Annotated in this window: 20 protein-coding genes and 2 pseudogenes; 14 read left to right on the top strand and 8 right to left on the bottom strand. The window is 60.8% G+C overall.

Annotation, left to right across the window (positions count from 1 at the left end; all coding sequences use genetic code 11):
* Positions 1-7 precede the first annotated feature (7 nt).
* Genes IEX53_RS14840 through IEX53_RS14825 form a run of 4 tightly spaced genes read right to left on the bottom strand, consistent with a single transcriptional unit; the run spans position 8 to position 2,779 of the window.
* Positions 8-616, bottom strand: a complete 609-nt coding sequence (locus tag IEX53_RS14840; protein ID WP_188824959.1) for a DUF1190 domain-containing protein — start codon at positions 614-616, stop codon at positions 8-10.
* 12 nt (positions 617-628) lie between these two features.
* The gene (locus IEX53_RS14835; RefSeq protein WP_188824958.1) at positions 629-1,030 is read right to left on the bottom strand and encodes a DUF350 domain-containing protein; all 402 of its coding nucleotides are present in this window, start codon (positions 1,028-1,030) and stop codon (positions 629-631) included.
* 31 nt (positions 1,031-1,061) lie between these two features.
* Complete coding sequence (locus IEX53_RS14830; protein ID WP_188825000.1) at positions 1,062-1,727, bottom strand: DUF2491 family protein; 666 nt, start codon at positions 1,725-1,727, stop codon at positions 1,062-1,064.
* Positions 1,724-2,779, bottom strand: a complete 1,056-nt coding sequence (locus IEX53_RS14825) for an ion channel (RefSeq protein ID WP_188824957.1) — start codon at positions 2,777-2,779, stop codon at positions 1,724-1,726. The genes IEX53_RS14830 and IEX53_RS14825 overlap by 4 nt, the downstream gene beginning before the upstream one ends.
* A 96-nt stretch (positions 2,780-2,875) precedes the next feature.
* Between IEX53_RS14825 and IEX53_RS14820 the strand changes: the two genes are divergently transcribed.
* Both IEX53_RS14820 and IEX53_RS14815 read left to right on the top strand, forming a co-directional pair.
* Positions 2,876-3,322 carry a DUF2170 family protein gene (locus tag IEX53_RS14820; protein ID WP_188824956.1) on the top strand — a complete coding sequence of 149 codons (447 nt, stop codon included), beginning with the start codon at positions 2,876-2,878 and terminating at the stop codon, positions 3,320-3,322.
* A complete protein-coding gene (locus IEX53_RS14815) occupies positions 3,319-4,050 on the top strand; it encodes a PspA/IM30 family protein (RefSeq protein WP_188824955.1) in 732 nt (243 codons plus the stop codon). Before IEX53_RS14820 ends, IEX53_RS14815 begins: the two co-directional genes overlap by 4 nt.
* 186 nt (positions 4,051-4,236) lie before the next feature.
* Here the strand turns inward: IEX53_RS14815 and IEX53_RS14810 are convergent.
* Positions 4,237-4,812 (bottom strand): annotated as a pseudogene (locus IEX53_RS14810) (3-hydroxybutyrate dehydrogenase); the annotation flags it as partial.
* Positions 4,813-5,234: 422 nt separating this feature from the next.
* On the opposite strand from IEX53_RS14810, the gene IEX53_RS14805 reads away from it, so the two are divergent.
* From IEX53_RS14805 to IEX53_RS14760, 10 genes are all read left to right on the top strand, one after another.
* On the top strand, positions 5,235-5,948 hold the full coding sequence (locus tag IEX53_RS14805) for a FadR/GntR family transcriptional regulator (protein WP_188824954.1): 714 nt from the start codon (positions 5,235-5,237) through the stop codon (positions 5,946-5,948).
* Between the two features lie 110 nt (positions 5,949-6,058).
* Complete coding sequence (locus IEX53_RS14800; RefSeq protein WP_188824953.1) at positions 6,059-7,033, top strand: sialic acid TRAP transporter substrate-binding protein SiaP; 975 nt, start codon at positions 6,059-6,061, stop codon at positions 7,031-7,033.
* 57 nt (positions 7,034-7,090) lie between these two features.
* Positions 7,091-7,666, top strand: a complete 576-nt coding sequence (locus IEX53_RS14795; protein WP_188824952.1) for a TRAP transporter small permease — start codon at positions 7,091-7,093, stop codon at positions 7,664-7,666.
* A 3-nt stretch (positions 7,667-7,669) separates the two neighbouring features.
* Positions 7,670-9,076, top strand: coding sequence for a TRAP transporter large permease (locus IEX53_RS14790; protein WP_188824951.1), 1,407 nt, complete (start codon positions 7,670-7,672; stop codon positions 9,074-9,076).
* Between the two features lie 59 nt (positions 9,077-9,135).
* Positions 9,136-10,173: an L-idonate 5-dehydrogenase gene (locus tag IEX53_RS14785; RefSeq protein ID WP_188824950.1), complete on the top strand. Its 1,038-nt coding sequence runs from the start codon at positions 9,136-9,138 to the stop codon at positions 10,171-10,173.
* Positions 10,174-10,236: 63 nt separating this feature from the next.
* A complete protein-coding gene (uxuA, locus tag IEX53_RS14780) occupies positions 10,237-11,436 on the top strand; it encodes a mannonate dehydratase (protein WP_188824949.1) in 1,200 nt (399 codons plus the stop codon).
* Positions 11,433-12,839 carry a mannitol dehydrogenase family protein gene (locus tag IEX53_RS14775; RefSeq protein WP_188824948.1) on the top strand — a complete coding sequence of 469 codons (1,407 nt, stop codon included), beginning with the start codon at positions 11,433-11,435 and terminating at the stop codon, positions 12,837-12,839. Before uxuA ends, IEX53_RS14775 begins: the two co-directional genes overlap by 4 nt.
* Before the next feature lie 297 nt (positions 12,840-13,136).
* Positions 13,137-13,880 (top strand): GntR family transcriptional regulator, encoded by a 744-nt coding sequence (locus IEX53_RS14770; RefSeq protein ID WP_210311651.1) that lies wholly within the window; start codon positions 13,137-13,139, stop codon positions 13,878-13,880.
* 112 nt (positions 13,881-13,992) lie between these two features.
* Positions 13,993-14,814, top strand: a complete 822-nt coding sequence (locus IEX53_RS14765) for an amidohydrolase family protein (protein WP_188824947.1) — start codon at positions 13,993-13,995, stop codon at positions 14,812-14,814.
* A gap of 22 nt (positions 14,815-14,836) precedes the next feature.
* Positions 14,837-16,135, top strand: a complete 1,299-nt coding sequence (locus IEX53_RS14760) for an SLC13 family permease (RefSeq protein WP_188824946.1) — start codon at positions 14,837-14,839, stop codon at positions 16,133-16,135.
* A gap of 245 nt (positions 16,136-16,380) precedes the next feature.
* Here IEX53_RS14760 and IEX53_RS23950 read toward each other — a convergent pair.
* Together IEX53_RS23950 and IEX53_RS14750 are read right to left on the bottom strand one after the other, a co-directional pair.
* Positions 16,381-16,464: pseudogene (locus IEX53_RS23950) on the bottom strand (hypothetical protein); the annotation flags it as partial.
* A gap of 108 nt (positions 16,465-16,572) precedes the next feature.
* Positions 16,573-17,592 carry a substrate-binding domain-containing protein gene (locus IEX53_RS14750; RefSeq protein ID WP_188824945.1) on the bottom strand — a complete coding sequence of 340 codons (1,020 nt, stop codon included), beginning with the start codon at positions 17,590-17,592 and terminating at the stop codon, positions 16,573-16,575.
* A 239-nt stretch (positions 17,593-17,831) separates the two neighbouring features.
* Here IEX53_RS14750 and IEX53_RS14745 point away from each other — a divergent pair, with 239 nt between their 5' ends.
* Together IEX53_RS14745 and IEX53_RS14740 are read left to right on the top strand one after the other, a co-directional pair.
* On the top strand, positions 17,832-18,020 hold the full coding sequence (locus IEX53_RS14745) for a hypothetical protein (RefSeq protein WP_188824944.1): 189 nt from the start codon (positions 17,832-17,834) through the stop codon (positions 18,018-18,020).
* Between the two features lie 235 nt (positions 18,021-18,255).
* On the top strand, positions 18,256-19,047 hold the full coding sequence (locus IEX53_RS14740) for a lysozyme inhibitor LprI family protein (RefSeq protein WP_188824943.1): 792 nt from the start codon (positions 18,256-18,258) through the stop codon (positions 19,045-19,047).
* Positions 19,048-19,233: 186 nt separating this feature from the next.
* Here the strand turns inward: IEX53_RS14740 and IEX53_RS14735 are convergent, their stop codons facing one another.
* Entirely contained in the window at positions 19,234-20,193 is a 960-nt protein-coding gene (locus IEX53_RS14735; RefSeq protein WP_236016206.1) for an HlyD family secretion protein, read from the bottom strand.
* Between the last annotated feature and the right edge of the window lie 426 nt (positions 20,194-20,619).

The following is a 20,619-nucleotide window of genomic DNA, read 5'->3' as shown; positions in this document are numbered from 1 at the left end:
GCAGCTCCTAGCCCCCGAATCCGAACGACGACGAACGACCGCCAAATCCCTGACGCGCTACGGTTCGCGTGTTCACATTGGCGGGCTTTGCCTTGTATCCGGGTGAAGAGACGCCGGTGCTTTGCGTTCCGCCGGCAGGGACCGGAGCGGTCGTGACCGTCTGGCCGGAGCGGGTTCTGTAGATGGGAGCCGAACCGGAATAGCGATATGCTCCGCTCTGATCCTGTTCCCGGCGGCGGGATTTGTAATAATCGTCGATGGTATTGATGCCCCTGGACAGCATGTACCCGGCCATGAAGGGCATGAAGAAGCTCCCCGAGCTACCGCTTCCTGCGGCCGCGCGCGTCTCGGTGCATTGTCCCGCTCCATACTCCGCTTCGCAGGCCGCCTGCCCATTGAAACGGGGCGCGCCGTCGAGATGCGCGCGCATCGCATCCTGATAGGCGGCCTGACAGACCTGCTCATTCGTCCCGGCCTGCACGCACTGGTCGACGGATTTGAACAGGACATCCTGGGCAGGACCGCTGTCGCCGCAACCCGCCAATGCAAGGCCGGAGGCTGCAATCGTGCCGAGGGCAAGAATGGGGCGGGTGCGCCCGGAAAGACGTCTGCGCATCGGAGCCTCCCCTCAATAGGTCATGCAGGCGGCGTTGAGAATGCCGACCGCCAAGGCGATCCCGCCGCCCCAAAGACCGGCGGCCATCTCCCCCTCGGTGATCTTCTTGTGCAACCCCGGCATTGTGAAACCGGCGATAAAGAAGGCCAGCACCTGCACGACTATGCCGATGACCGCCCAGATGATGTAATCGAGGACGCTGACGGAATGCGCCGCTGCGGAGGCCAGCGGCAGGCTGAAGCCGAGCAGCGCGCCGAGAAAAGCCGTGACGGCGGCCAGGTTCCCAGAGCGGATCAGCTTCACCTCCGCATGCGGCGTAAGAAGGGTGTAGACGAGCGTAAAGACGGCAAAGGCAGCCAGGCCGACGGCGAAGTAAGCAAGAAAAGCCGGCAGCCCTTCAACGTAACCAAACATCTGGGTCTCTCCAAAACGCGATAAATGCTATTCAGACACGCCTGACATCGGCGGGGCCAAGGCCGTAGCCGATCAGGAATTCGACGGAGCCGCCGGCCGGGCCGTAACCTTGCTCGAGATCCCGCTCCACATTGATCAGCAGCATCTCCCGGGTTGCGCCAAGGGGCCGGAAGTACAACATGCAGGTCTGATGGATCGAGCGCTTGGTTTCTCCGTCATCGACCATCTCGACAAACTCGACCGGCTGAGTCCGGTCCGGCCCCTCGCCCCAGAAGCGGGTAAAGAGAATGCCGTCCGCGTCGTAGCTCGGCTGGCCGATGAGGCCGGCCGTTCCCATCCAGCGGTTCCACTCGGTTTGCCCCGAGGGCACGACGCTGTCCCACGGGTGATAGATGCTGATATCCTCAATGGCATCGCCCGGGCGCCCGGAAGCCGATATCACCTGGATCATCCGGTGCTGGTCGTCATAATAGCGCGAGAGGACGGTGTTCGCCTCAAGGGTCACCTGCCCATAGGCCGCGACGATGAATGGGCCCCGCGCAGGAAGCGGCATGGCCGGCTCGCCGCCCAGGGCGTCGGCTTCGAGCGAGAGCAGATCGACATCGATCGCCCCGTCGATCCCCACGGCCAACGGACCGAGCTCGACGGGGATCGAATTCCTGCTGTGGTCGTTGCGTCTGCCGAACCAGCCGATCATGGGGTCGCTCCTGCTGTGGGCCATACGACGGAGGCGGGCTCCAGACGGCTTTCACCGATGTAGTAAAGGGTCTCGCCGCCCTTGAGAAGGACGTCGTCGCGGCAATTGAGGTCGGTAAGCCCCTGACTTGCCATCCCGACGAGCGTGACATTGTGCTTGCGCTTGAGCCCGACAAAGGCGTCGCCATAGCGCAACGGCGCGGTCAGACTGGGAACCGGCAGGGAAAAGGCGGTATCGGAAGAACTTGCCGACAGCAAGCGCGCCGCCACCTCCGATGCGCCGGGATCGCGCGCCGAACGCGACAGTAATTCCTCCGCCAGCGATCCGACGGCCTCGACGCGGGGGCGGCGCTGCCTGACCATCTGAGCGGTCCGGTCATCGGCGAAATAGGCAACGATGTGGGCGCCAGGAGCATGGTCCTCGGCGACCAGCACGGCGGCGAGCGTCTCGTCGTCGTTGGCGCCACGAATGATGATGGTCCGGGCTCCGGCTGCGCCTGCCCGGGTGAGCGCATCCGCATCCGCCAAGCGGTCCACCCGCACATAGTCGGCGCATTCGGGTGCGGGGTTCTGCGTCAGATCCTTAGCGATCAGCACGGTGACCGGCTCGTGCGGCGGACGTTCCGCGCCTACGAGCCGCAGGGTCTGGAGCGTGGTTCCCTCCTGCCAGCCAACGACGATGATATGGCCCCTTCGCTCGGTGTAGTCGCCAAATCCACGCATGCGGTTTCTCCAGATCGTGCCAATTTCCGTCAACACCTTGCCAAGGACTGCCGTGAATATGGCAATGCCGCCGGGCAGCACAAACAGCACGACCGCCAACCGGCCGAGGTCTGTTCGCGGCGCCAGATCGCCATAGCCCAGGGTTGTTGCTGTAACCACGTAATAATACAGGAAGGTGATGGCTCTGCCGCGCAAATCCACTTCGCCTGCGAAGGCAAGCAGGATGTATGAAATCGCGACGTGTATGGCTGCTACGGTTGTCAGGGCGGACCAGGAAAGCTCGCTGATCGACAGATAAAGCCGCCGCAACAGCCGTGAAAAAAACACCACGCGATTCGTTCCCTCTTCCCCGAAAACCGTATATCAATCCGCACAACCTGCGGGAACCCTCACGCACGGTTCGGATCATTTTAAAGTTTACAACCAATGGAGGATTGCTTGGAGCTGTGGAACCTTACGACCCTGGCGCGCCTGTTCGCGTCGGATCCCGATCCGCTTGGCGACGTAGACGTCACAGTGCCCGCCAGTGGGGATGTGATATGCGTTACCCTGAAGGAAAAAGGCGACCTCGACGTATTCGTGACGATGAGCGGTGAGCGCGATATTCTGGCCAGCGTCGTCCTCGCGCGCTGCAGCGATGTCGCCGATCGCGAGCGGTTCGAGCGCATGGTCCTGAAGACCCACAAATTCGTGCCGCTGTCCAGCTTCGGCATCACCACCATCGACGGGGAAGAGTGGTACGAACTGTTCGGCTCGCTGTCAGCGCGTTCCAGCGCCGAGACCGTCGTTGAGGAAGTCGCGGTTCTGGCCGCCAATGCGGTCGACGCGGCGGCGATGATCGGGGAATGGCAGAAAGGGGAGATTTCGACATGAGCACCTGGAGCAAGATCTTTACCGCCATTCGCGGCGGCGTGAGCGAGGTTGCGGAAGCCGCTGTCGACAGCCAGTCGATGCGCATTCTCGAGCAGGAGATTCGCGACGCCGAGCAATCGCTGCGGCGGGCCAGGCATGATCTCGCCGGCATCATGGCGTCCAACAAGAGCCTGATGCGCCGGATCGAGGAGAACCGCGCCAAGGAACACAAGGACATGGAAAGCGCTCGCGCCTCCATCGCCGCCGGACGCAACGATCTGGCGCAGGGCCTCGCGCAGCGGATCGCCGCCACGCGCGCCGAAGTGCAGGCCGACCAGGAGGAACTGGATCGGCTGCTTCCGCGCCAGCAGCAGATGCTGCGGACCATTCAGGAAACCGAGGCGCGCATCACCCAGATGAAGCGCGAGGTCGAAAACGTCAAGGCGAATGAATCGCTGCTGCGAGCCCAGTCGGCAATCGCCCACAGCCATGCGGGCGTCAACACGCGGCTGGGAAGCGCCGTGGAAAGCCTGGAGCGGATCAAGAAGCGGCAGCAGGAGGTCGCCGGACGCATCGAGGCGGGCGCCGAGCTCGCCGCGCTCGAAACGGGCAATGACCTCGACCGCCAGCTTCTGGCCGCGGGCATCGGCGGAGCAAGCCAATCGGCCGACGCCGTGCTTGCCGAATTGATGGCGCCGAAGGGTTCCACGGAACCGTCTTTGCTGCCTCCGCCGGTCAAGGCGAATTAATCTAAACGGGTAGCGCTTCTCGTACGGCTTAGCCGGTGCGAGAAGCGCTGCAATCGCATCTGACAGTCTTGCGCACAATTGCTGGACAGCGCGCGATTACGCGCTTTTCCGCCTTCAGCCAGAAGACGAGGCCGGAAATTCAGGTTCTATCGAGCCCATATCTCCTACGGCGGGAGCGCGCGGAAATTATTTCGCGGTCCAGCCGCCATCGATGGATATGGTGGTGCCGGTGATGGACCGCGCCATGTCGCCGGCGAGATAAAACGCCATTTCCGCTACTTCCTCCGGCTGCACGAAACGTTTCGTCGGCTGCGGTGCGAGCATCACCTTTTTCACCACCTCGTCCTCGCTCATGCCATGCGCCCGGGCCTGATCTGCGACCTGGGCGGCCACGAGCGGGGTCCAGACGTAGCCGGGGCAGATCGCATTGCAGGTGATGCCGAGTTCGGCCACCTCAAGCGCCACGCTTTTTGTCAGGCCAACCACCGCATGTTTGGTTGCGACATACGGCCCCTTGAAGGGCGAAGCACGTAAGCCATGCGCGGAAGCGATATTGATGATGCGGCCCCAGCCCCTTTCCTTCATGCCGGGCAAGGCGGCCTGGATCGTGTGAAAGGCACTGTCGAGCGAGATGGCGACGATGCGCGAGAAATCGGCAAAATCGAATTCATCGATCGGCGCGACCTTCTGGATGCCGGCATTGTTGACAAGCACGTCGATATGACCGAAGGCGGCGATGACGTTTTCCGGCAGACGCATCGAGCGCTTCTGCATTCTTCATCGGCCGGCGGTAGATTTCGGCTGTACCGATACGCACGCTACCAAGACCAAGCGTCGTGTTCGAATGGCCATGAATAACATACCCGCCGGATGGTCGCAATTCGGCGAAATCGCCATGTGTCCAGACTCAGGAAACCGCTGGAAATGGGAGTGCCACGGTATTTTTCCGGCTTTTTTGAGCCAACGCAAGGCGCGGAGCTTCCCGGTATGATCCCCAAGCCAGAGAAGCATTATCCGGTCGTCATACAAGCCATTCCGGCCCGGCTTGCTCTAGTTTGACCAGCCGTTCGCATGCGGAAACTCACTCCATTCCCACGCCGTGTGAATCGGACGCTTGACGAATGTTAATTGGTAAGACAATCTGGCCACATGACGCGGGAGGAGAAACGCGTCCGGAGGTTTCCATGTTCGCCGCGCTCGAACCACGCCGACTTTATCGCCAGGCTGCGGAGCAGCTTCGCATGCTTATTCAGTCGGGTGAAATTCCCGTAGGCGAGCGGCTGCCTGCCGAACGCGAACTGGCCGAACGGCTCGGCGTATCGCGCCCTACCGTACGTGAGGCCCTGATCGTTCTGGAGGTCGAAGGGTTTGTGCAGATCCGCATGGGATCGGGTGTCTATGTCAGTCGCAACGCCGGCAGCGAAGCCGCTATTCTTCCTGTGGATGACAGCGATGGGCCGTTCGAAATCCTGCAGGCGCGCTGCCTGATCGAAAGCGCTATTGCGGAAGAGGCCGCGAGACGAGTCGACAGTGCCGGTATCGAAAAGCTGGACTTGATCCTTCGGGAGATGGAAGGTGCGCTGGAACAGCCCGCGCGGGCGCTCACGCTCGATCGTGCATTCCATACCGCAATCGCCGACATTATCGGCAATTCGGCACTGAACGTATTCACCGGTCTTATCTACGACAAACGTTCGTCACCCTTTTTCGAAAAGCTCGCGAGCTATTTCGAGGGCCCCCATACGTGGCGCGCGGCCCTTGAGGAACATATGGCGATACGCAATGCGCTGGCGGCAGGAGATCCGGAGGCGGCACGCGAAGCCATGCGAATGCATCTGACTCTATCACAGAAGAGATTCTCGGAAAGCTTCGGAGAAGAGCCGACGAGAGAGGAGTGACCGACCGCGAGGAGGCGGGCGGCCAAAAGCATGTCTCCCAAAAGTGGGAACCGGTTTTGGGACAAAGACATGCTGAACAAGGTAATCTGAACGCAATTCGGGAGGAGAGAATGAGTTCAAGATTTAAGACGCTGCTTGGTGCGGCGGCAATCATCATGGCATCGGCGTTGACTGCACATGCTGAAACCACTCTGAAATGGGCGCATGTCTACGAGACATCCGAGCCGTTCCATACAGAGTCGGTCTGGGCCGCACAGGAAATCGCCAAGCGCACCAATGGACGTTACAAGATCGACGTCTATCCGGCATCCCAGCTCGGCAAGGAAGCCGACATCAACCAGGGCCTGAAGCTTGGCACTGTCGACATCATCATATCAGGATCGAGCTTCGCCTCCCGCGATTTCAAGCCGATAGGGGTCACCTATTTCCCCTATATCTTCCGTGACCCGAGCCACCTCATCGCCTATACGAAGAGCGACGTCTTCAAGCGCCTCGCCAAGGGATATGAAGACAAGACCGGCAACGTCATCACCGCGGTCAGCTATTACGGCACCCGCCACACGACATCCAATACATCCATCACCAAATGCGCCGACCTCAAGGGCGTGAAGATGCGGGTGCCCGATGTTCCCGCCTATCTTGCCATGCCGCGTGCCTGCGGCGCCAACACCGCGCCGATCGCGTTTGCCGAAGTCTACCTCGCGCTACAAAATGGCACTGTCGATGCGCAGGAAAACCCACTGACGACGATCGAAGCGAAGAAGTTCTTCGAAGTGCAGAAGAACATCATTCTATCCGGCCACATCGTCGACCATCTCAACACGGTCGTCTCTAAGAGCCGCTGGGCGAGCCTGTCCGACGAAGACAAGCAAATCTTCCGGGACGTGATGCAGGAAGCGGCCGCCAGGACGACGAAAATCATCGAGGAGCGTGAAAAGGCGCTGGTCGACGACTTCAGGAAGCGTGGCCTGAACGTCGTCGAAGTCGACAAGGCCGATTTCGAGAAGAACGTCCTCGAAAAGGTGAAGTTCGAAGATTTCGGTTACGAAAAGGCCGACTGGGAAGCGATCCGCGCCATCAAATGATCCCGTTCGGCGCGGCCGTAAACGGCTGCGCCGGCTTCTCTTGAATGGGACATACTCATGTCGACAGCACAGGAAATCCACACTCAGGTCACGCCTGAGGAGATAGCGCATACCTTCGACGAGGCCCCGGCCGATATCGATCTCAAGGTCTATTCCTTCGAAGACTGGATTACGCTCGGCCTCTTCTGGCTGATGACGGGCTGTGTCTTCCTGCAATTCTTTACTCGCTACGTCCTCAATGACAGTTATGCCTGGACGGAGGAAATCGCTGTCAACTGCCTGATCGGCGTGGTCTTTCTCGGCTCCGTCATGTGCGTGCGGATTTCGCGCCACATCCAGGTGGATGTCCTCTACCATTACCTGCCCGCAAAAGCGGCGCGCGTCCTGGCGACGATTGTGGATCTCATCCGCATCGCCTTCTTCGCCTATGGCTCCTGGCTGATGTGGCGTTACATGGAGGTCCTCGCCGGTGAGGAAATGGTCACCGTCGCCCTTTCCCGTGACATCGTCTTCTATTCCGTTCTGGTGGCATTCGTTCTGATGCTGCTGCGTTCCATCCAGGTCTTCGTTGCCAATATGCGCCGCGGGTTTTCGGTGCTCGAGCGGCCCGAAGCCTTCCAGAGCGAGGGCTGAGATATGCTGCTTCTGATCGGTTCTTTTCTGGTGCTGATGCTAATCGGCGTCCCGGTTGCCATCTCGATGGCGGTATCATCTCTCGCCTATATCGTCTTCTACGGTGTCGCCCCTGATATCATCGCCGCGCAACGCCTCATCGCCGGCGTCGAGAGCTTTCCGTTGCTCGCCGTGCCCTTCTTCATTCTCGCCGGCAATCTGATGAATGTCGCCGGCGTCACAGGGCGCATCTATTCCTTCGCCGTCGCGCTCGTCGGCTGGATGAAGGGCGGGCTGGCACAGGTGAATATTATCGGCTCCGTGGTCTTTTCCGGCATGTCAGGCACGGCGCTCGCCGACGCCGCCGGCATCGGCACCATCGAAATCAAGGCGATGAAGGACCACGGCTACCCGGTCGAAGCCGCAGTCGGCGTCACCGCCGCCTCCGCAACGCTCGGGCCGATTTTCCCGCCATCGCTGCCCTTCGTCATCTACGGCATGATGGCCAATGTCTCGATCGGCGCGCTGTTCATGGCCGGCATCATTCCCGGCGTCGTCATGACGGTTCTGATGATGATCACGGTTGCCGTCTTTGCCTTCATCAGGCGTTGGGGTTCGGACACGCCCTTCAGTCTCTCCAACCTGTTCGGCGCCTCGCTGGAAGTCGTCGTTGTCATGCTGGTGCCGCTGGGCATCTATCTCCTGACGCTGCTCGGCCTGTCGCTTAACGTCGCGGTCGGCCTCGCCTTGGTCGCTCTTATCGCCGCCGACTGGTATTTCGATTTCTCGGCTGTGATGGCGCTGATGACGCCGGTTATTCTGATCGGCGGCATGACGATGGGGTGGTTCACTCCGACCGAAGCTGCGGTTGCAGCGGTCCTCTGGTCGCTGTTCCTCGGCCTGGTGCGCTATCGCACGATGACGTTCAAAAGCCTCGCCAAGGCGACGATGGATACGATCGAGACCACCGCCTCGGTCCTGTTCATCGTCGCGGCAGCCTCGGTCTTCGCCTGGTTGCTCACCGTCAGCCAGACCGCCCAGTTGCTTTCGGCGGCGATCACTAGTTTGACGGACAGCAAATGGGTGTTCCTCATCCTGGTCAACCTGCTGATGTTGTTCGTCGGCTGTTTCCTGGATACGATCGCTGCGATCACCATCCTTGTGCCGATCCTGCTGCCGCTGGCACTGAAGTTCGGTGTCGATCCCGTGCATTTCGGCTTGATCATGACGCTGAACCTGATGATAGGGCTGCTTCATCCACCGCTCGGAATGGTGCTGTTCGTGCTTTCGCGCGTCGCCAAACTGTCGGTGGAGCGCACGACGATGGCTATTCTCCCCTGGCTGGTGCCGCTGTTCATCGCGCTGATCATCATCACCTTCGTCCCATCAGTCACGCTTTGGCTGCCGACGGAGATGGGCCTGATCCGCTGACGCAACCGCCTGCGCCGGCTGGCGGCGCAGGCGCCTCAATCCAATCGGAAAGCATACGCATGTTGACGAAGATCGTTCGTCTTTACGGTAAGTACGACTTGCATGTCGAAACGCAAGAATGCCCGGAGCCCGACGCTGGCGAGGTCCGGTTGAAGATGGCCCGGGGTGGCATCTGCGGTTCGGACCTGCACTATTTCCAGGATGGCGGCTTCGGCCCAGTCCGGGTGCGCGAGCCGGTCATCAGCGGCCATGAGGCCTCCGGTTTCGTGGAAGCCGTCGGCCCCGGCGTCAACGGGTTCCGGACTGGCATGCTCGTCGCCGTCAATCCCTCGCAACCCTGCGGCCATTGCCATTATTGCAGCGCGGGCCTGCCGATCCATTGCCTCGACATGAAATTCATGGGTTCGGCCATGCGCCTTCCCCACGAACAGGGTCTGTTCCGAGAATATCTCGTCGTTCCGGCGATCCAGTGCTTTCCAATTGACGGCGATGTGTCCGCGGCAGAGGCTGCTTGCGCCGAACCGCTTGCCGTTTGTCTTCATGCAGTGGCGCAGGCCGGCGATCTCTCTGGCAAGAACGTGCTGGTCACCGGTGCCGGCCCGATCGGCCTGCTGGTCGTCGCCGCTGCCCGTCATGCCGGCGCCGGCTTGATCACGGTTACAGATATCGCTGATGCCGCCCTGTCACGTGGCCTCGCGATGGGCGCCGGTGAAACTGTGAATGTTTCCGGACTCGACCCGCTTGCCCGCTACCGGAAAGACAAGGGAACGTTCGACATTGTATTCGAATGTTCGGCAGCAGGCCCCGCCCTTGTCTCTGCATTCGACGCGGTCAAGCCGCGCGGCACGATCGTCCAGGTCGGCGTTACCGGGGAAGTGCCGGTCCCGGTCAACCTGCTGGTCGGCAAGGAGATCGTCTGGCGGGGCTCGCAGCGGTTCCACGAGGAGTTCGCGCAAGCGGTCGAGCTGATCGGCAGCCGCGCGATCGATGTCCGCCCGATTCTTTCCCACACATTCCCGCTCGATGAGGCGCTTGATGCATTCCTCCAGGCTGGTGACCGCACCGCTGCCTGCAAGGTCCAGATCGCGCTTAGCTAAAGCATGTCTCCCAAAAGTGGGAACCGGTTTTGGGAAAAAGACATGCGTAGAAAGGACAGACAGATGAGACATACATGGCGATGGTTCGGACCGGTCGACAAGGTCACGGTCAGGGATGCTGCCCAGGCGGGTGCCCAAGGCATCGTCAGCGCCCTTCACCACATCCCCACGGGTGCGGTCTGGCCGAAAGATGCGATCGAGAAACGCCATCAGGCGATCCGCGATAGCGGGCTTTTTTGGGACGTCGTGGAAAGTGTGCCTGTCTCGGAGGAGATCAAGACCCAGACCGGCAATTGGCGCGAACATGTCCGGAATTGGCAGGAGAATCTGCGCCGCCTCTCGGCATCGGGCATCAAAACTGTCTGCTACAATTTCATGCCGGTTCTCGATTGGACCCGCACTGACCTGCGCTGGGAAACACGTCACGGCGCGAGAGCCATGCGGTTCGACCTCATCGACTTCATCGCCTTCGACATCCATATCCTGAAGCGACCGGGTGCCGAAAACGAATATCCGGAAAAGCTGCAGGACGAAGCCGCGAAACGCTTTTCTGCGATGGACGCTCCCCGTATCGGAGCGCTCGGAAAAAACATAGGCGCGGGCCTGCCGGGTTCGGCGGATGGCTACACGCTCGACCAGCTCCTTGAAAAACTCCGCGCCTACCAAGGCATCGACGCCAGGAAGCTGCAGTCGCATCTCATTGATTTTCTCTGCGAAGTGACGCCGGTCGCCGAACAGGTCGGCATCAACATTTGCGCCCATCCGGACGATCCGCCCTGGCCGTTGCTCGGCCTGCCGCGCATTCTCTCGACGGAAGCGGACTACGCTCACATATTGGCCCAGGTGGATAGCCGCGCCAATGGCGTGACGCTCTGCACAGGTTCGCTCGGCGCTCGCGCCGACAACGATCTTCCGGCGATTGCCAGACGGTTCGCCGATCGCATCCATTTCGTCCACTTACGCAACGTCACCCGCGACGAGGACAGCCTGCCTTGCTCCTTCTTCGAGGATGAGCATCTGGAAGGCGGCACGGATATGGTCGCCGTCATCGCAGCCCTGCTGAAGGAAGAAAAGCGCCGCAAAGCGGAAGGCCGCGAAGACCATCAGATCCCGATGCGCCCCGACCACGGCCAGGAGATCCTCGATGACCTGACCCGCGGCGCGCAACCCGGATATCCGGCAATCGGCCGGTTGAAGGGATTGGCGGAACTTCGAGGCATCGAGCGGGCGTTGAGCCACAGCCAGTTCGGGATCGACCGATGAAGAGCCATTTTTCCGCCCAAACCCCGTTGCCGCCGACTGTCGCGAAACCCGGTTTCAATCGAAGCGCGTTGAAACCGGGCATCCTGCATTTCGGTCTTGGCGCCTTCCATCGCGCTCATCAGGGGATCTACACCCAGCGGGCGCTGCAGAGCGAGTTCGGTCCTTGGGGAATCGTCGCCGTGAACCTTCGTTCGTCCGGACCGGTCGAGGCACTGGCTGCACAAGACGGCCTTTACTCGATCACCGTACGCGACAGCGATGGCGAAACGAGCGAGGTAGTCGGCGCCACCGTCGACTGGCTGTGCGCCGCGACCGATCGGGATCGCGTCCTCGCCTATCTTGCAAGTCCCTCCATTCATGTCGTCACCCTTACGGTCTCGGAAAAGGCCTACGGCCTCAATCCCTCGACCGGCGGGCTCGATGAGACGCATCCGGCTATTGCCCATGATCTCGCCAACCCCAACGCCCCCACCGGCGCCATCGGTTATCTAGTCGCCGGTCTTGCGTCCCGCAGAGACAAAGGTTTGCGCCCCTTCACCGTCCTTTGCTGTGACAACCTCACGTCCAACGGCAAGGCGGTCCGGCGTTTGGTTCTTGAAATGGCGCACCGGCGCGATCCGGAACTGGCGAAATGGATCGAGGGGGAAGCGCGCTTTCCCTCCTCGATGGTCGACCGCATCGTGCCTTCCGCCACGGAAGATACCCGCCTGCGCGCCAAAAGCCTGCTCGGTGTGGAGGATGCGCTGGCGCTGGACACGGAACCGTTCATGCAATGGGTCATCGAGGACGAATTCGTCTCCGGCCGCCCCGCCTGGGAAGCAGGCGGGGCGCTTTTCGTCGCAAATGTCGAGCCCTACGAGAAGATGAAACTCCGCCTTCTCAACGGTTCCCACACGATGATTGCCCATCTAGGCTTGCTCACCGGGCTCGACTGTGTGCGTGACGTAATGGCCCTTCCGGAATTCGTCGCAATGACGAGGGAGCATATGCGGGCGGCAGCAGCGACGCTCGATCCGGTCCCCGGCATCGATCTCGACCATTACATGAACCAGTTGATCGAGCGTTTCAGCAACCGCGCCATCGCTCATCGCAATATCCAGATCGCCATGGACTCAAGCCAGAAACTGCCGCAGCGCATTTTTATGCCGGCGATAGAGGTGCTGGCTGCCGGATCGGATGGCGCAAGCTTCGCCCGTGTCGTCGGCCTCTGGATCGCCGCGCTGATCCGCTTCAAGGATTGCAACGACCCGCGCCGTGACGAGTTGCTGAACGCCGCGCTGGCTGCAAGCCCTCACGATTACACGGCATCGTTCATCGCAATCGACGGGCTTTTTCCACCGCAACTCGCCCAATCCCGGCCATGGCGCGACCTTGTCAACGCCGAGGTGACGAAATACCTCTGAACGATGGCTCCCGACAAAGCCCACATCCATCGAGAGTTCGTCATGGATGGACACGTCTGATTGAGCCTGGCTGTCTCGCTGGAGAGATAGATCACGTTCGGGCCGAAAGCGAGGTCAAAGTCCGCTCTCTATAACTGCTCTCCGCATGGGCAAGCGCAAAGAAAGGTGGCAGCCCCGAAGGCCGGGCGCGAGGACATCGAGGCATCCTCTACCGTGCGTCTCCTTGTATTCTACAGTTCTATATAGAACCAGTTGACCTCTCCTCCGATTTGCGGCACATTGGGAGCGAGGAGGTGCATGATGCCTGAACATTCCAGCGATCCATACCATGTGCCGGACCGGAGGCTGCCAGCCTATCTGCAACTGCGCGATGTCCTTGCATCGCGCATCGCCAGCGGAGAGTGGGGCCCGAATGTGGCCTTGCCATCGGAAAACCAGCTCACATCAGAAACGGGGCTTTCCGTCGGCACAGTGCGCAAGGCGATTCAAACACTCGTGGACGAGGGGCTTCTGGAACGCCGCCAGGGCGCGGGGACGTTTCTCCGCAAGCGCGCTTTCAATGTCTCCCTGTTCCGGTTTTTCGCCATGCAGACGGGCGACGGCGTCCCGATCATTCCCCAAAGCCGCTTCTTGGGCCGCGCCGTCGTGGCTGCGCCGGAGACGGTGGGAAAAATCCTGGGGACACAGGATTGCATCCGCATCGACCGCCTGCGCAGCCGTTCCGACGAGGTGCTTCTGTTCGAAGAGATCTGGCTGCCGCGTGAGCGTTTCCAGGGAATGGAGACGCTTCCGGAGGCGGAGGCCGGGCCCCTCCTCTACCCGCTTTATCTCGAAAAGTTCAATGTCTTTATAGCCAATGCGGTCGATGACGTGAGCTTCACGCGGGCTTCCCCGGAAGTGGCCGCGCGCCTCGGCATAGCACCGGGAGAGCCCGCCGCCGTGATCGAGCGCACGGCTTTCACCGTAGATGGCGCTGCCGTGGAATGGCGCATCGCATACGGCTCCGCCCAGAAGTTCCGCTACCGCAGCCGGCTTGGCTGAGCCCTCCCCGCCGCCGGCCGAACCTGACGAGGCGACCGGCGGCAACCCGGCCTCTGTTTGATCCTCCCCCTTGGGCGGAGGCCGGGTTCCCTATCCCTGAATGGATGGACCGATGACAGAAACGCCCCGCATTCGCGGCATTGACACCCATGCCCATATTTTCCGCCCGAACCTGCCGATGGTGGCCGGGCGACGCTACAGCCCTGATTACGAAGCCCGTTTGTCCGATTGGCTGGCTTTGCAGGATGCAGCGGGTCTCTCGCATGGCGTGTTGATCCAGCCAAGCTTTCTCGGCACAGACAACAGTATCATCGAGGCCGCGCTTCGCGCCTACCCCGAGCGCCTGCGGGCAGTGGCGGTCGTCGACCCAAACCTGCCCGAAGCGAAACTCGACCGGCTCGATGCCCTCGGCGTCGTTGGCGCACGCCTCAACCTCGTCGGACGCGAGGTCGGCGATTTCACGGAAGCCCTTTGGCAACGGTTCTTCCGCCGCCTCGCCGAACGGCACTGGCAGGTCGAGATCCAGCGGCGCTTCGACGATCTGGCAAGCTTCGTGCCTGCTATCGCAGCATCCGGGGTGACCTTGATGATCGATCATTTCGGCCTGCCTCAAGGCGGAATCGACCCGGCCAATCCCGCGCATGCGGCATTTCTGGAGATATTGCGCGACACGCCCTCCATATGGGTGAAACTCTCGGCCCCGTACCGGTCCGGGATGGGCCCCGACAGCGTAGCGCGCAGTTTCGAGCATCTTCAGGCCGCTTGCGGCGGTGTCGAGCGCTTCGTCTGGGGCAGCGACTGGCCGTTCACCCAGCACGAAGCCGAAACATCCTATGCCGATCAGGTCGCGCATCTCGCCGCCCTGATCCCCAACCCTGCCGAGCGCGGTCATGTCCTCGCGGACAATCCCGCGCGGCTCTTCCGTTTCAACTGACATCTCTTCGGGAGGAGATTCCATGAGCCTCATTATCGTCGCGTCCATCGTGCTGGCCGTCGCCCTGGGTTATACGACCCGGATCAATATCGGCCTCTTCGCCATCGCCTTCGCCTATCTGCTCGGCTGTTTCGGCCTCGGCCTGAAGCCGGGCGAAATCGTCGAGATGTGGCCGCTCAAGATCTTCTTCGTGATCTTCGCGGTCTGCCTGTTCTACAGCTTCGCGCTTGTCAACGGCACGCTGGAGCGGCTGGCAGAGCACCTGCTTTACAGGTGCCGCAACATGCCCTGGGTGCTGCCATACGCCGTTTTCGCGACAGCGACGGTGATCGCGGCAATGGGCGCAGGCTATTACACGGTGCTGGCCTTCATGGCGCCGATCACGCTGATCCTGTGCAAACGGACGGGACTTGATATGGTGCTGGGGGGGATGGTCGCTAATTACGGCGCGCTCGCGGGCGCCAATTTCATGTCGAGCCAGTCGGGCATCATCTTCCGCGGCCTGATGACGGCAAATGGGGTCGACGATACGGCGGCTTTCCTGAATGCCGCGGCGATTTTCGCGGCGACAACAATCATACCGCTTGCGGTCATCACGGTCATGCTCTTCGCCTCCGGCCGGCATCGCCAGATCCAAACGGTAGTGACCGAGGCCGACCGCCCTGCCCCGTTCGATGGCAAGCAGAAAACCACGCTCGCCCTGACGCTGACGATGATGGGGCTCGTGCTGCTCGGCCCGATGCTGCACCTGATGCTGCCGGAGAGCAAGGCAGTCGCCTATTTCAACGGCAAGATCGACATCGGCCTTATCGCCAGCGTCTTTTCCGTTATCGCGCTGATCCTGAAGCTGGGCGACGAGCGCAAGGCAATTGCCTCGGTGCCGTGGTCGACCCTTATCATGATCTGCGGCATGGGTATGCTGATCTCCGTCGCGATCAAGGCGGGCACGATCGCCGCATTGGCCGGCTGGCTGGGCAACAGCATCCCGCCCTATCTGCTGCCTGTCGTGTTCGGCATCGTGGCGGCAATCATGTCGCTCTTTTCAAGCACGCTCGGCGTTGTGACCCCGACGCTCTTCCCGCTGGTGCCGAGCCTCGCAGACCAGCTGGCGGTGAGCCCGATGCTCCTGTTCACCGCCATTGTGGTGGGCGCGCAGGCGACATCGATCTCTCCCTTTTCCTCGGGCGGCAGCCTTATTCTGGGGGCGGCCCCGGATGAGGCGACGCGCGGCTCACTGTTCACGCGCCTCCTGCTTCGCGCAGCCCCCATCGGCTTCATTGCAGCGACGGCGATGAATGTCGTGCTGACCTTCATCCTCTGACCAAAAAAATCCTGGCTGGGGAGTTCATCGCTACAGGAAGCGGGCGCCGGTGTTTTAGTCCGCTTCCAATGATGGGCGATCCCTTTTCGGGTGCCATCATCGTCGGCGCATTGATGTTTCCGGCGATAATGTTCGGGAAGATCGAGGGTCGATGATGCGCAGGCCAGCCACACCATGAACGTGGAACGCGCATCCACCACGGCGCTGCGTTCATCCGGACCCATCGCCGCTGTGCCGCAGAGATGATAGATCGAGCCACTGTGCTGCCGGAAATAATCGAGCAGTTCCGCATCGCTCGATGCCTCCGCCGAGGGTAATAGCTGGCTCATATGCGTGCGAAAAGAAGGCATCCTGTTGCCGGCGCTGTTCGTGAAGGCGCGAATCCTCCACAGTGATATCGCCGAGGCGACCCGCATGGCCGCGTTTGACCGGGCAGGTCAGCTTGAGCGCCGCGGCGGCATGGTGCTTTCCCGCAGGATCAGTTCGACCGGCCACAATTCGTGGATCTCCTGCACGGGCCGTCCAGCGATTATCTGTAGCGTGAGCTCGGCGCAACGCGCACCCGCGGCACGCATGGAGGATCGTGTCGCGGAAAGGGAGGGGACCATGTTTTCCGCCGTCAGGAACGGGAAAACATCGTCATGCGCGATGACCGATACATCCTGCCCTACAGACAGCCCGAGCGAGCGTATGGCGCGATAGACACCGAGTGCCGTCATCGTCGAGCCGGCGACGATAGCTGTCGGCCGGTTCACATTTTCCAGAAAGGAACGGGCATGGCGAAGGCCGCTCTCATCGGTAAATTTATCGCAGACGATCAAGTTCGGATCGGCGGCGAGCCCGCGGTACTGGAGCGCTGCACAAAAACCCTGCTCCCGATGGATCGAATAGGTCCTGCCGCGCAGGCCGTTGATCAGCGCGATGCGCCGATGCCCCAGATCGAGCAGATGTTCGGTCGCCCTGCGTACGGCATTTTCGTTGTCGATATCCAGCCATGCGTGGACCTGTTCGGTTTCGGACCGGCCATGGACCAGGAAGGGCAGTCCCAAACTGTTGAGCAGATCGATCCGGGGATCGTTGGGGCGCGGCGAATGAAGGATGACCGCGTCCACCCGCCTGCTTTCATGCAAGCGGCGATAGGCCTGCATTTCATCGTCATCATTATCGGCGTCAACAGGCGTGATGACGATATCGGTATCGGTCGTTTCCAGGCGCTGCGCCATGCCCCACATGAATTCGGTGAAGTGGAACTCTGAACGTCCCATCATGACCCCGATCGCCCCGGCGCGGCCCGTCTTCAGCCGCACGGCATTGGCGTCAGGGCGATAGCCCAATCTCTTCGCTTCGCTCGCGACACGGGCACGCGTGGCTTCGCTGACCTCCGGATAGCCACTCAGCGCGCGGCTGACCGTCGTCGTGGAAAGTCCAAGCTGCTTTGCGAATTCACGAAGTTTCATGAGGCGTCTTCTTTCTACGGTCAATGAATGAACGATGAGATGGGAATGCGCAACGGGGAGAGCACCAACTCCGATCAGAATTTTAAAACGATTACAAATTTGGCGACACGTGCGACGGAAGGCAAGTTCTATCCATCCAGAAGCACGGCGAAATGGCATTCGAAAAATCGACTTGACGATTATTTTAGCAGCTGACATGGTTTGGATAGCCAAAACGATTTCAATTCTGGGAGGAGTTTATGAAAAAGTTTGCCTTGGCTCTATCAGCAATCGGCATGAGCCTCTCGGCCATGGGTGCCCACGCCGCCGAACTCTCATTCGCCGCCAACACCACCGGCGCCAGCATGGCGTTCTTCCGCAAGCAAATCGCCATTTTCGAGGAGCGGACCGGGAACAAGGTCACGATTGTGACCATTGCCCGCGTCTAGCGGCAGCCGGAGGAGCCAAGCTTCGACCACGCCGCCAAGCTCCAATATGTTCTCGATCATGCGCTTAAGACCACGGGGGGCTTGGCTGAGCTGTAAACAGAGGGCGTGGGCCCACCAGATACCTCGGATAAATTTTACTTACTGTCGTAGGATTTTATACAGTAATAATTGTCAGTATTCTCTTCCAGATCATGAGAACAAGTAACTATTTTTGAGTAGCAACAAGGAACATCCCGTGGAAAACCTGCGAAACATTCTGGCGGCGGCTGGCGTTTTCCTTGCAGTCACATCTCCGGATGTCGGGCGAACACAGAGCTTTGCTTGCAGCAAGGCTGTATCCAGGACAGAGCTTGCCATTTGCGCATCGAGTCAATTGAGCTATTTCGACACTCTGGTGGTTCAGGCTTACCGGTTTGCCCTGAAAGACCCGAAGGGTAACGCGAAGGAGGTAAACCGGACCCAGAAGCTCTGGCTTGAGCAACGCAACAGATGCGGCGGTAATTATGCCTGTTTGCTTGCAGCCTATCAAAACCGACTGCAGAGAATCGAAACGCTCCATTTCGCGGACACGAGGGTAAAAAGCACCTCTGCGGCCCGCGCTGTCCCAGCTTGCAAGCCATCCGACGTCAGAATCGTGGGAAGCGTGGTCGGGGACGGTGGAGGCACCATATCCAATGTTTACTATTTCACCTACAGGGGCAAAGCGTGCCGCGTTGTCGGCTATCCTGCCCTTTCTGCCTATACCGAGACGGGAAAGCCCAAACCGAACGGCGTGGATTATGAAAACTCCGCCAGATACACCACTCAGCCGCCGCCTGAAATCGAACCGATCATTCTTTCCGCGAGCAATCCGTCCGCATGGTTTCTTGTCGAAGCGGCAGGCGGATGCGACACCGGCGTCAGGGTTAAGGTGGCGTTGCCCCGCTCCAGGAAGTGGCTAACCACAATGGACTTTCCTGGCGGCGGATGCACGTCGGTGGATGTCTCCCCGGTTCGGCCAATGTCCACTTTGCTGCCGCCTCCCTGACCGTGAGAAAGGCAGCCAGGCGCCCTCGATGACGTCGAGACCAAACTGCCCCTCACATCTGCCAGCGACATCGAGAAGAGCCGCTCCTGCAATGTGGTGAGGAATGCCCCCATGAACACGACCGCCACCGTCAAGACCGGGCTCGGCGCACGTGCCGGTCGCAGGACGCGGCCGACCGGCAGGGATTCAATGCCCGGCATTGGCGTAAGTCTCTTTCGCCGTGCCCAACTGCTGGCGCGAATAGGCGGCTACTTTCGCGCCATCCGTATCGATCCGGGTCTCTGCGAACATGCCGGGCCGCAACAGACTGAGATCCGCTTGTCCCGGATCAAGCTCGATACGCACCGGAATACGCTGAACCACCTTGGTGAAATTGCCGGTCGCGTTATCGGTGGGGATGAGGGAGGACTCATTGCCGCTCATCGGCGCGATCTGCTCAACGCGTCCCCGGAAATGAAACTCAGGAAGCGCATCGACCGTGACATCCACCGGCTGGCCGGCGCGCACGTTCTTGAGCTGCGTTTCCTTGTAATTGGCAATGACATAAGGGTGAGCGAGCGGCACGATCGTGACGATCTGAGTTCCCGGCGCCACGAGGCTGCCGATTTGAACGCTGCGCCGACCGAGCACGCCGTCGAAGGGAGCGACGATCCGGGTGTAGCCCAGTTCAAGCTTGGCGGACGCCAGCGAAGCCGCCGTGGCGTCGCGATCCGCCATCCGCTGGGCGCGTTCACCGGCGAGCGTATCCAGTTGCCTTTGCGCCAGTGTCACGGCGGCGGTTGCTGCTTCGCGGGAGGCTGTCGCGGCGATGAGATCGGCCTTCGCATCATCGACTGACTTCTGCGAGACGATTCCATTTTTCACCAGCTGCGCCTTGCGGTCATAGTCCTGCCGGGACTGCGCAAGCCGCGCCTCAACGCTGTGAAGCGATGCCTCCGCCTGCGCGATGGTGGCGCGCTGCTGCACTTCCTCGTTGCGCAGATTGTCGAGGACCGCCTGCGCCTTGGCAAGCGACGCTTCCGCAGCCCTTACCTTGACCGCGTAATCATCGCTCCCGATTTCCGCGATGATATCTCCAGCCTTCACAGTCTGGTAGTCGGCGACCGGAAGACCGCGAACATAGCCGCTGACGCGCGCGCTCAGCACCGCGGGCTCGGATTTGACGAAGGCGTTCTGTGTCGACTGGATGGTCCGACTGCTCGTCCATGCATCCCAGCTTGAAACCGTGTAGGCAACCGCGCCTATGGCAATGGCGCAGGCCAGCCATGGCGCCAGTTTGAGCGGCCATGCGCGGCGGCTGGATGGCAGCGGCGATTGGGGGTGTTTGCTGCGGGCCTGACATAACTCAACAACTCGGATCTATTGTTTGCTGTGGCAGGTCTTTCCACGGCAGCCACGCCCCCGCGCGCGGGAAGGACAGAAAATCGTGCAAACCGGCCAAGTTAGCCGCCCCGAAAGAAAGACGTCAGGCATCCCCTGGTCACTGAACCATGGCCAGAGGTCTTTCCGTTCCAATCGGTGTCGTGCTTTTCAGCGAGCGGAAGCTCACACGCAATGGCACCCGCTTCGCCA

The sequence above is a fragment of the Paramesorhizobium endophyticum genome (assembly GCF_014640615.1).
In the GTDB taxonomy this organism is placed as follows: Bacteria; Pseudomonadota; Alphaproteobacteria; order Rhizobiales; family Rhizobiaceae; genus Paramesorhizobium; species Paramesorhizobium endophyticum.
This window is presented reverse-complemented; position numbering and strand designations above follow the sequence as displayed.

Bases quoted from the DNA above. Each gene is read 5' to 3' on its own strand.
- IEX53_RS14840 (WP_188824959.1), bottom strand. From the start codon at position 616: ATGCGCAGACGTCTTTCCGGGCGCACCCGCCCCATTCTTGCCCTCGGC.
- IEX53_RS14835 (WP_188824958.1), bottom strand. From the start codon at position 1,030: ATGTTTGGTTACGTTGAAGGGCTGCCGGCTTTTCTTGCTTACTTCGCC.
- IEX53_RS14830 (WP_188825000.1), bottom strand. From the start codon at position 1,727: ATGATCGGCTGGTTCGGCAGACGCAACGACCACAGCAGGAATTCGATC.
- IEX53_RS14820 (WP_188824956.1), top strand. From the start codon at position 2,876: ATGGAGGATTGCTTGGAGCTGTGGAACCTTACGACCCTGGCGCGCCTG.
- IEX53_RS14815 (WP_188824955.1), top strand. From the start codon at position 3,319: ATGAGCACCTGGAGCAAGATCTTTACCGCCATTCGCGGCGGCGTGAGC.
- IEX53_RS14805 (WP_188824954.1), top strand. From the start codon at position 5,235: ATGTTCGCCGCGCTCGAACCACGCCGACTTTATCGCCAGGCTGCGGAG.
- IEX53_RS14800 (WP_188824953.1), top strand. From the start codon at position 6,059: ATGAGTTCAAGATTTAAGACGCTGCTTGGTGCGGCGGCAATCATCATG.
- IEX53_RS14795 (WP_188824952.1), top strand. From the start codon at position 7,091: ATGTCGACAGCACAGGAAATCCACACTCAGGTCACGCCTGAGGAGATA.
- IEX53_RS14790 (WP_188824951.1), top strand. From the start codon at position 7,670: ATGCTGCTTCTGATCGGTTCTTTTCTGGTGCTGATGCTAATCGGCGTC.
- IEX53_RS14785 (WP_188824950.1), top strand. From the start codon at position 9,136: ATGTTGACGAAGATCGTTCGTCTTTACGGTAAGTACGACTTGCATGTC.
- uxuA (WP_188824949.1), top strand. From the start codon at position 10,237: ATGAGACATACATGGCGATGGTTCGGACCGGTCGACAAGGTCACGGTC.
- IEX53_RS14775 (WP_188824948.1), top strand. From the start codon at position 11,433: ATGAAGAGCCATTTTTCCGCCCAAACCCCGTTGCCGCCGACTGTCGCG.
- IEX53_RS14770 (WP_210311651.1), top strand. From the start codon at position 13,137: ATGATGCCTGAACATTCCAGCGATCCATACCATGTGCCGGACCGGAGG.
- IEX53_RS14765 (WP_188824947.1), top strand. From the start codon at position 13,993: ATGACAGAAACGCCCCGCATTCGCGGCATTGACACCCATGCCCATATT.
- IEX53_RS14760 (WP_188824946.1), top strand. From the start codon at position 14,837: ATGAGCCTCATTATCGTCGCGTCCATCGTGCTGGCCGTCGCCCTGGGT.
- IEX53_RS14750 (WP_188824945.1), bottom strand. From the start codon at position 17,592: ATGAAACTTCGTGAATTCGCAAAGCAGCTTGGACTTTCCACGACGACG.
- IEX53_RS14745 (WP_188824944.1), top strand. From the start codon at position 17,832: ATGAAAAAGTTTGCCTTGGCTCTATCAGCAATCGGCATGAGCCTCTCG.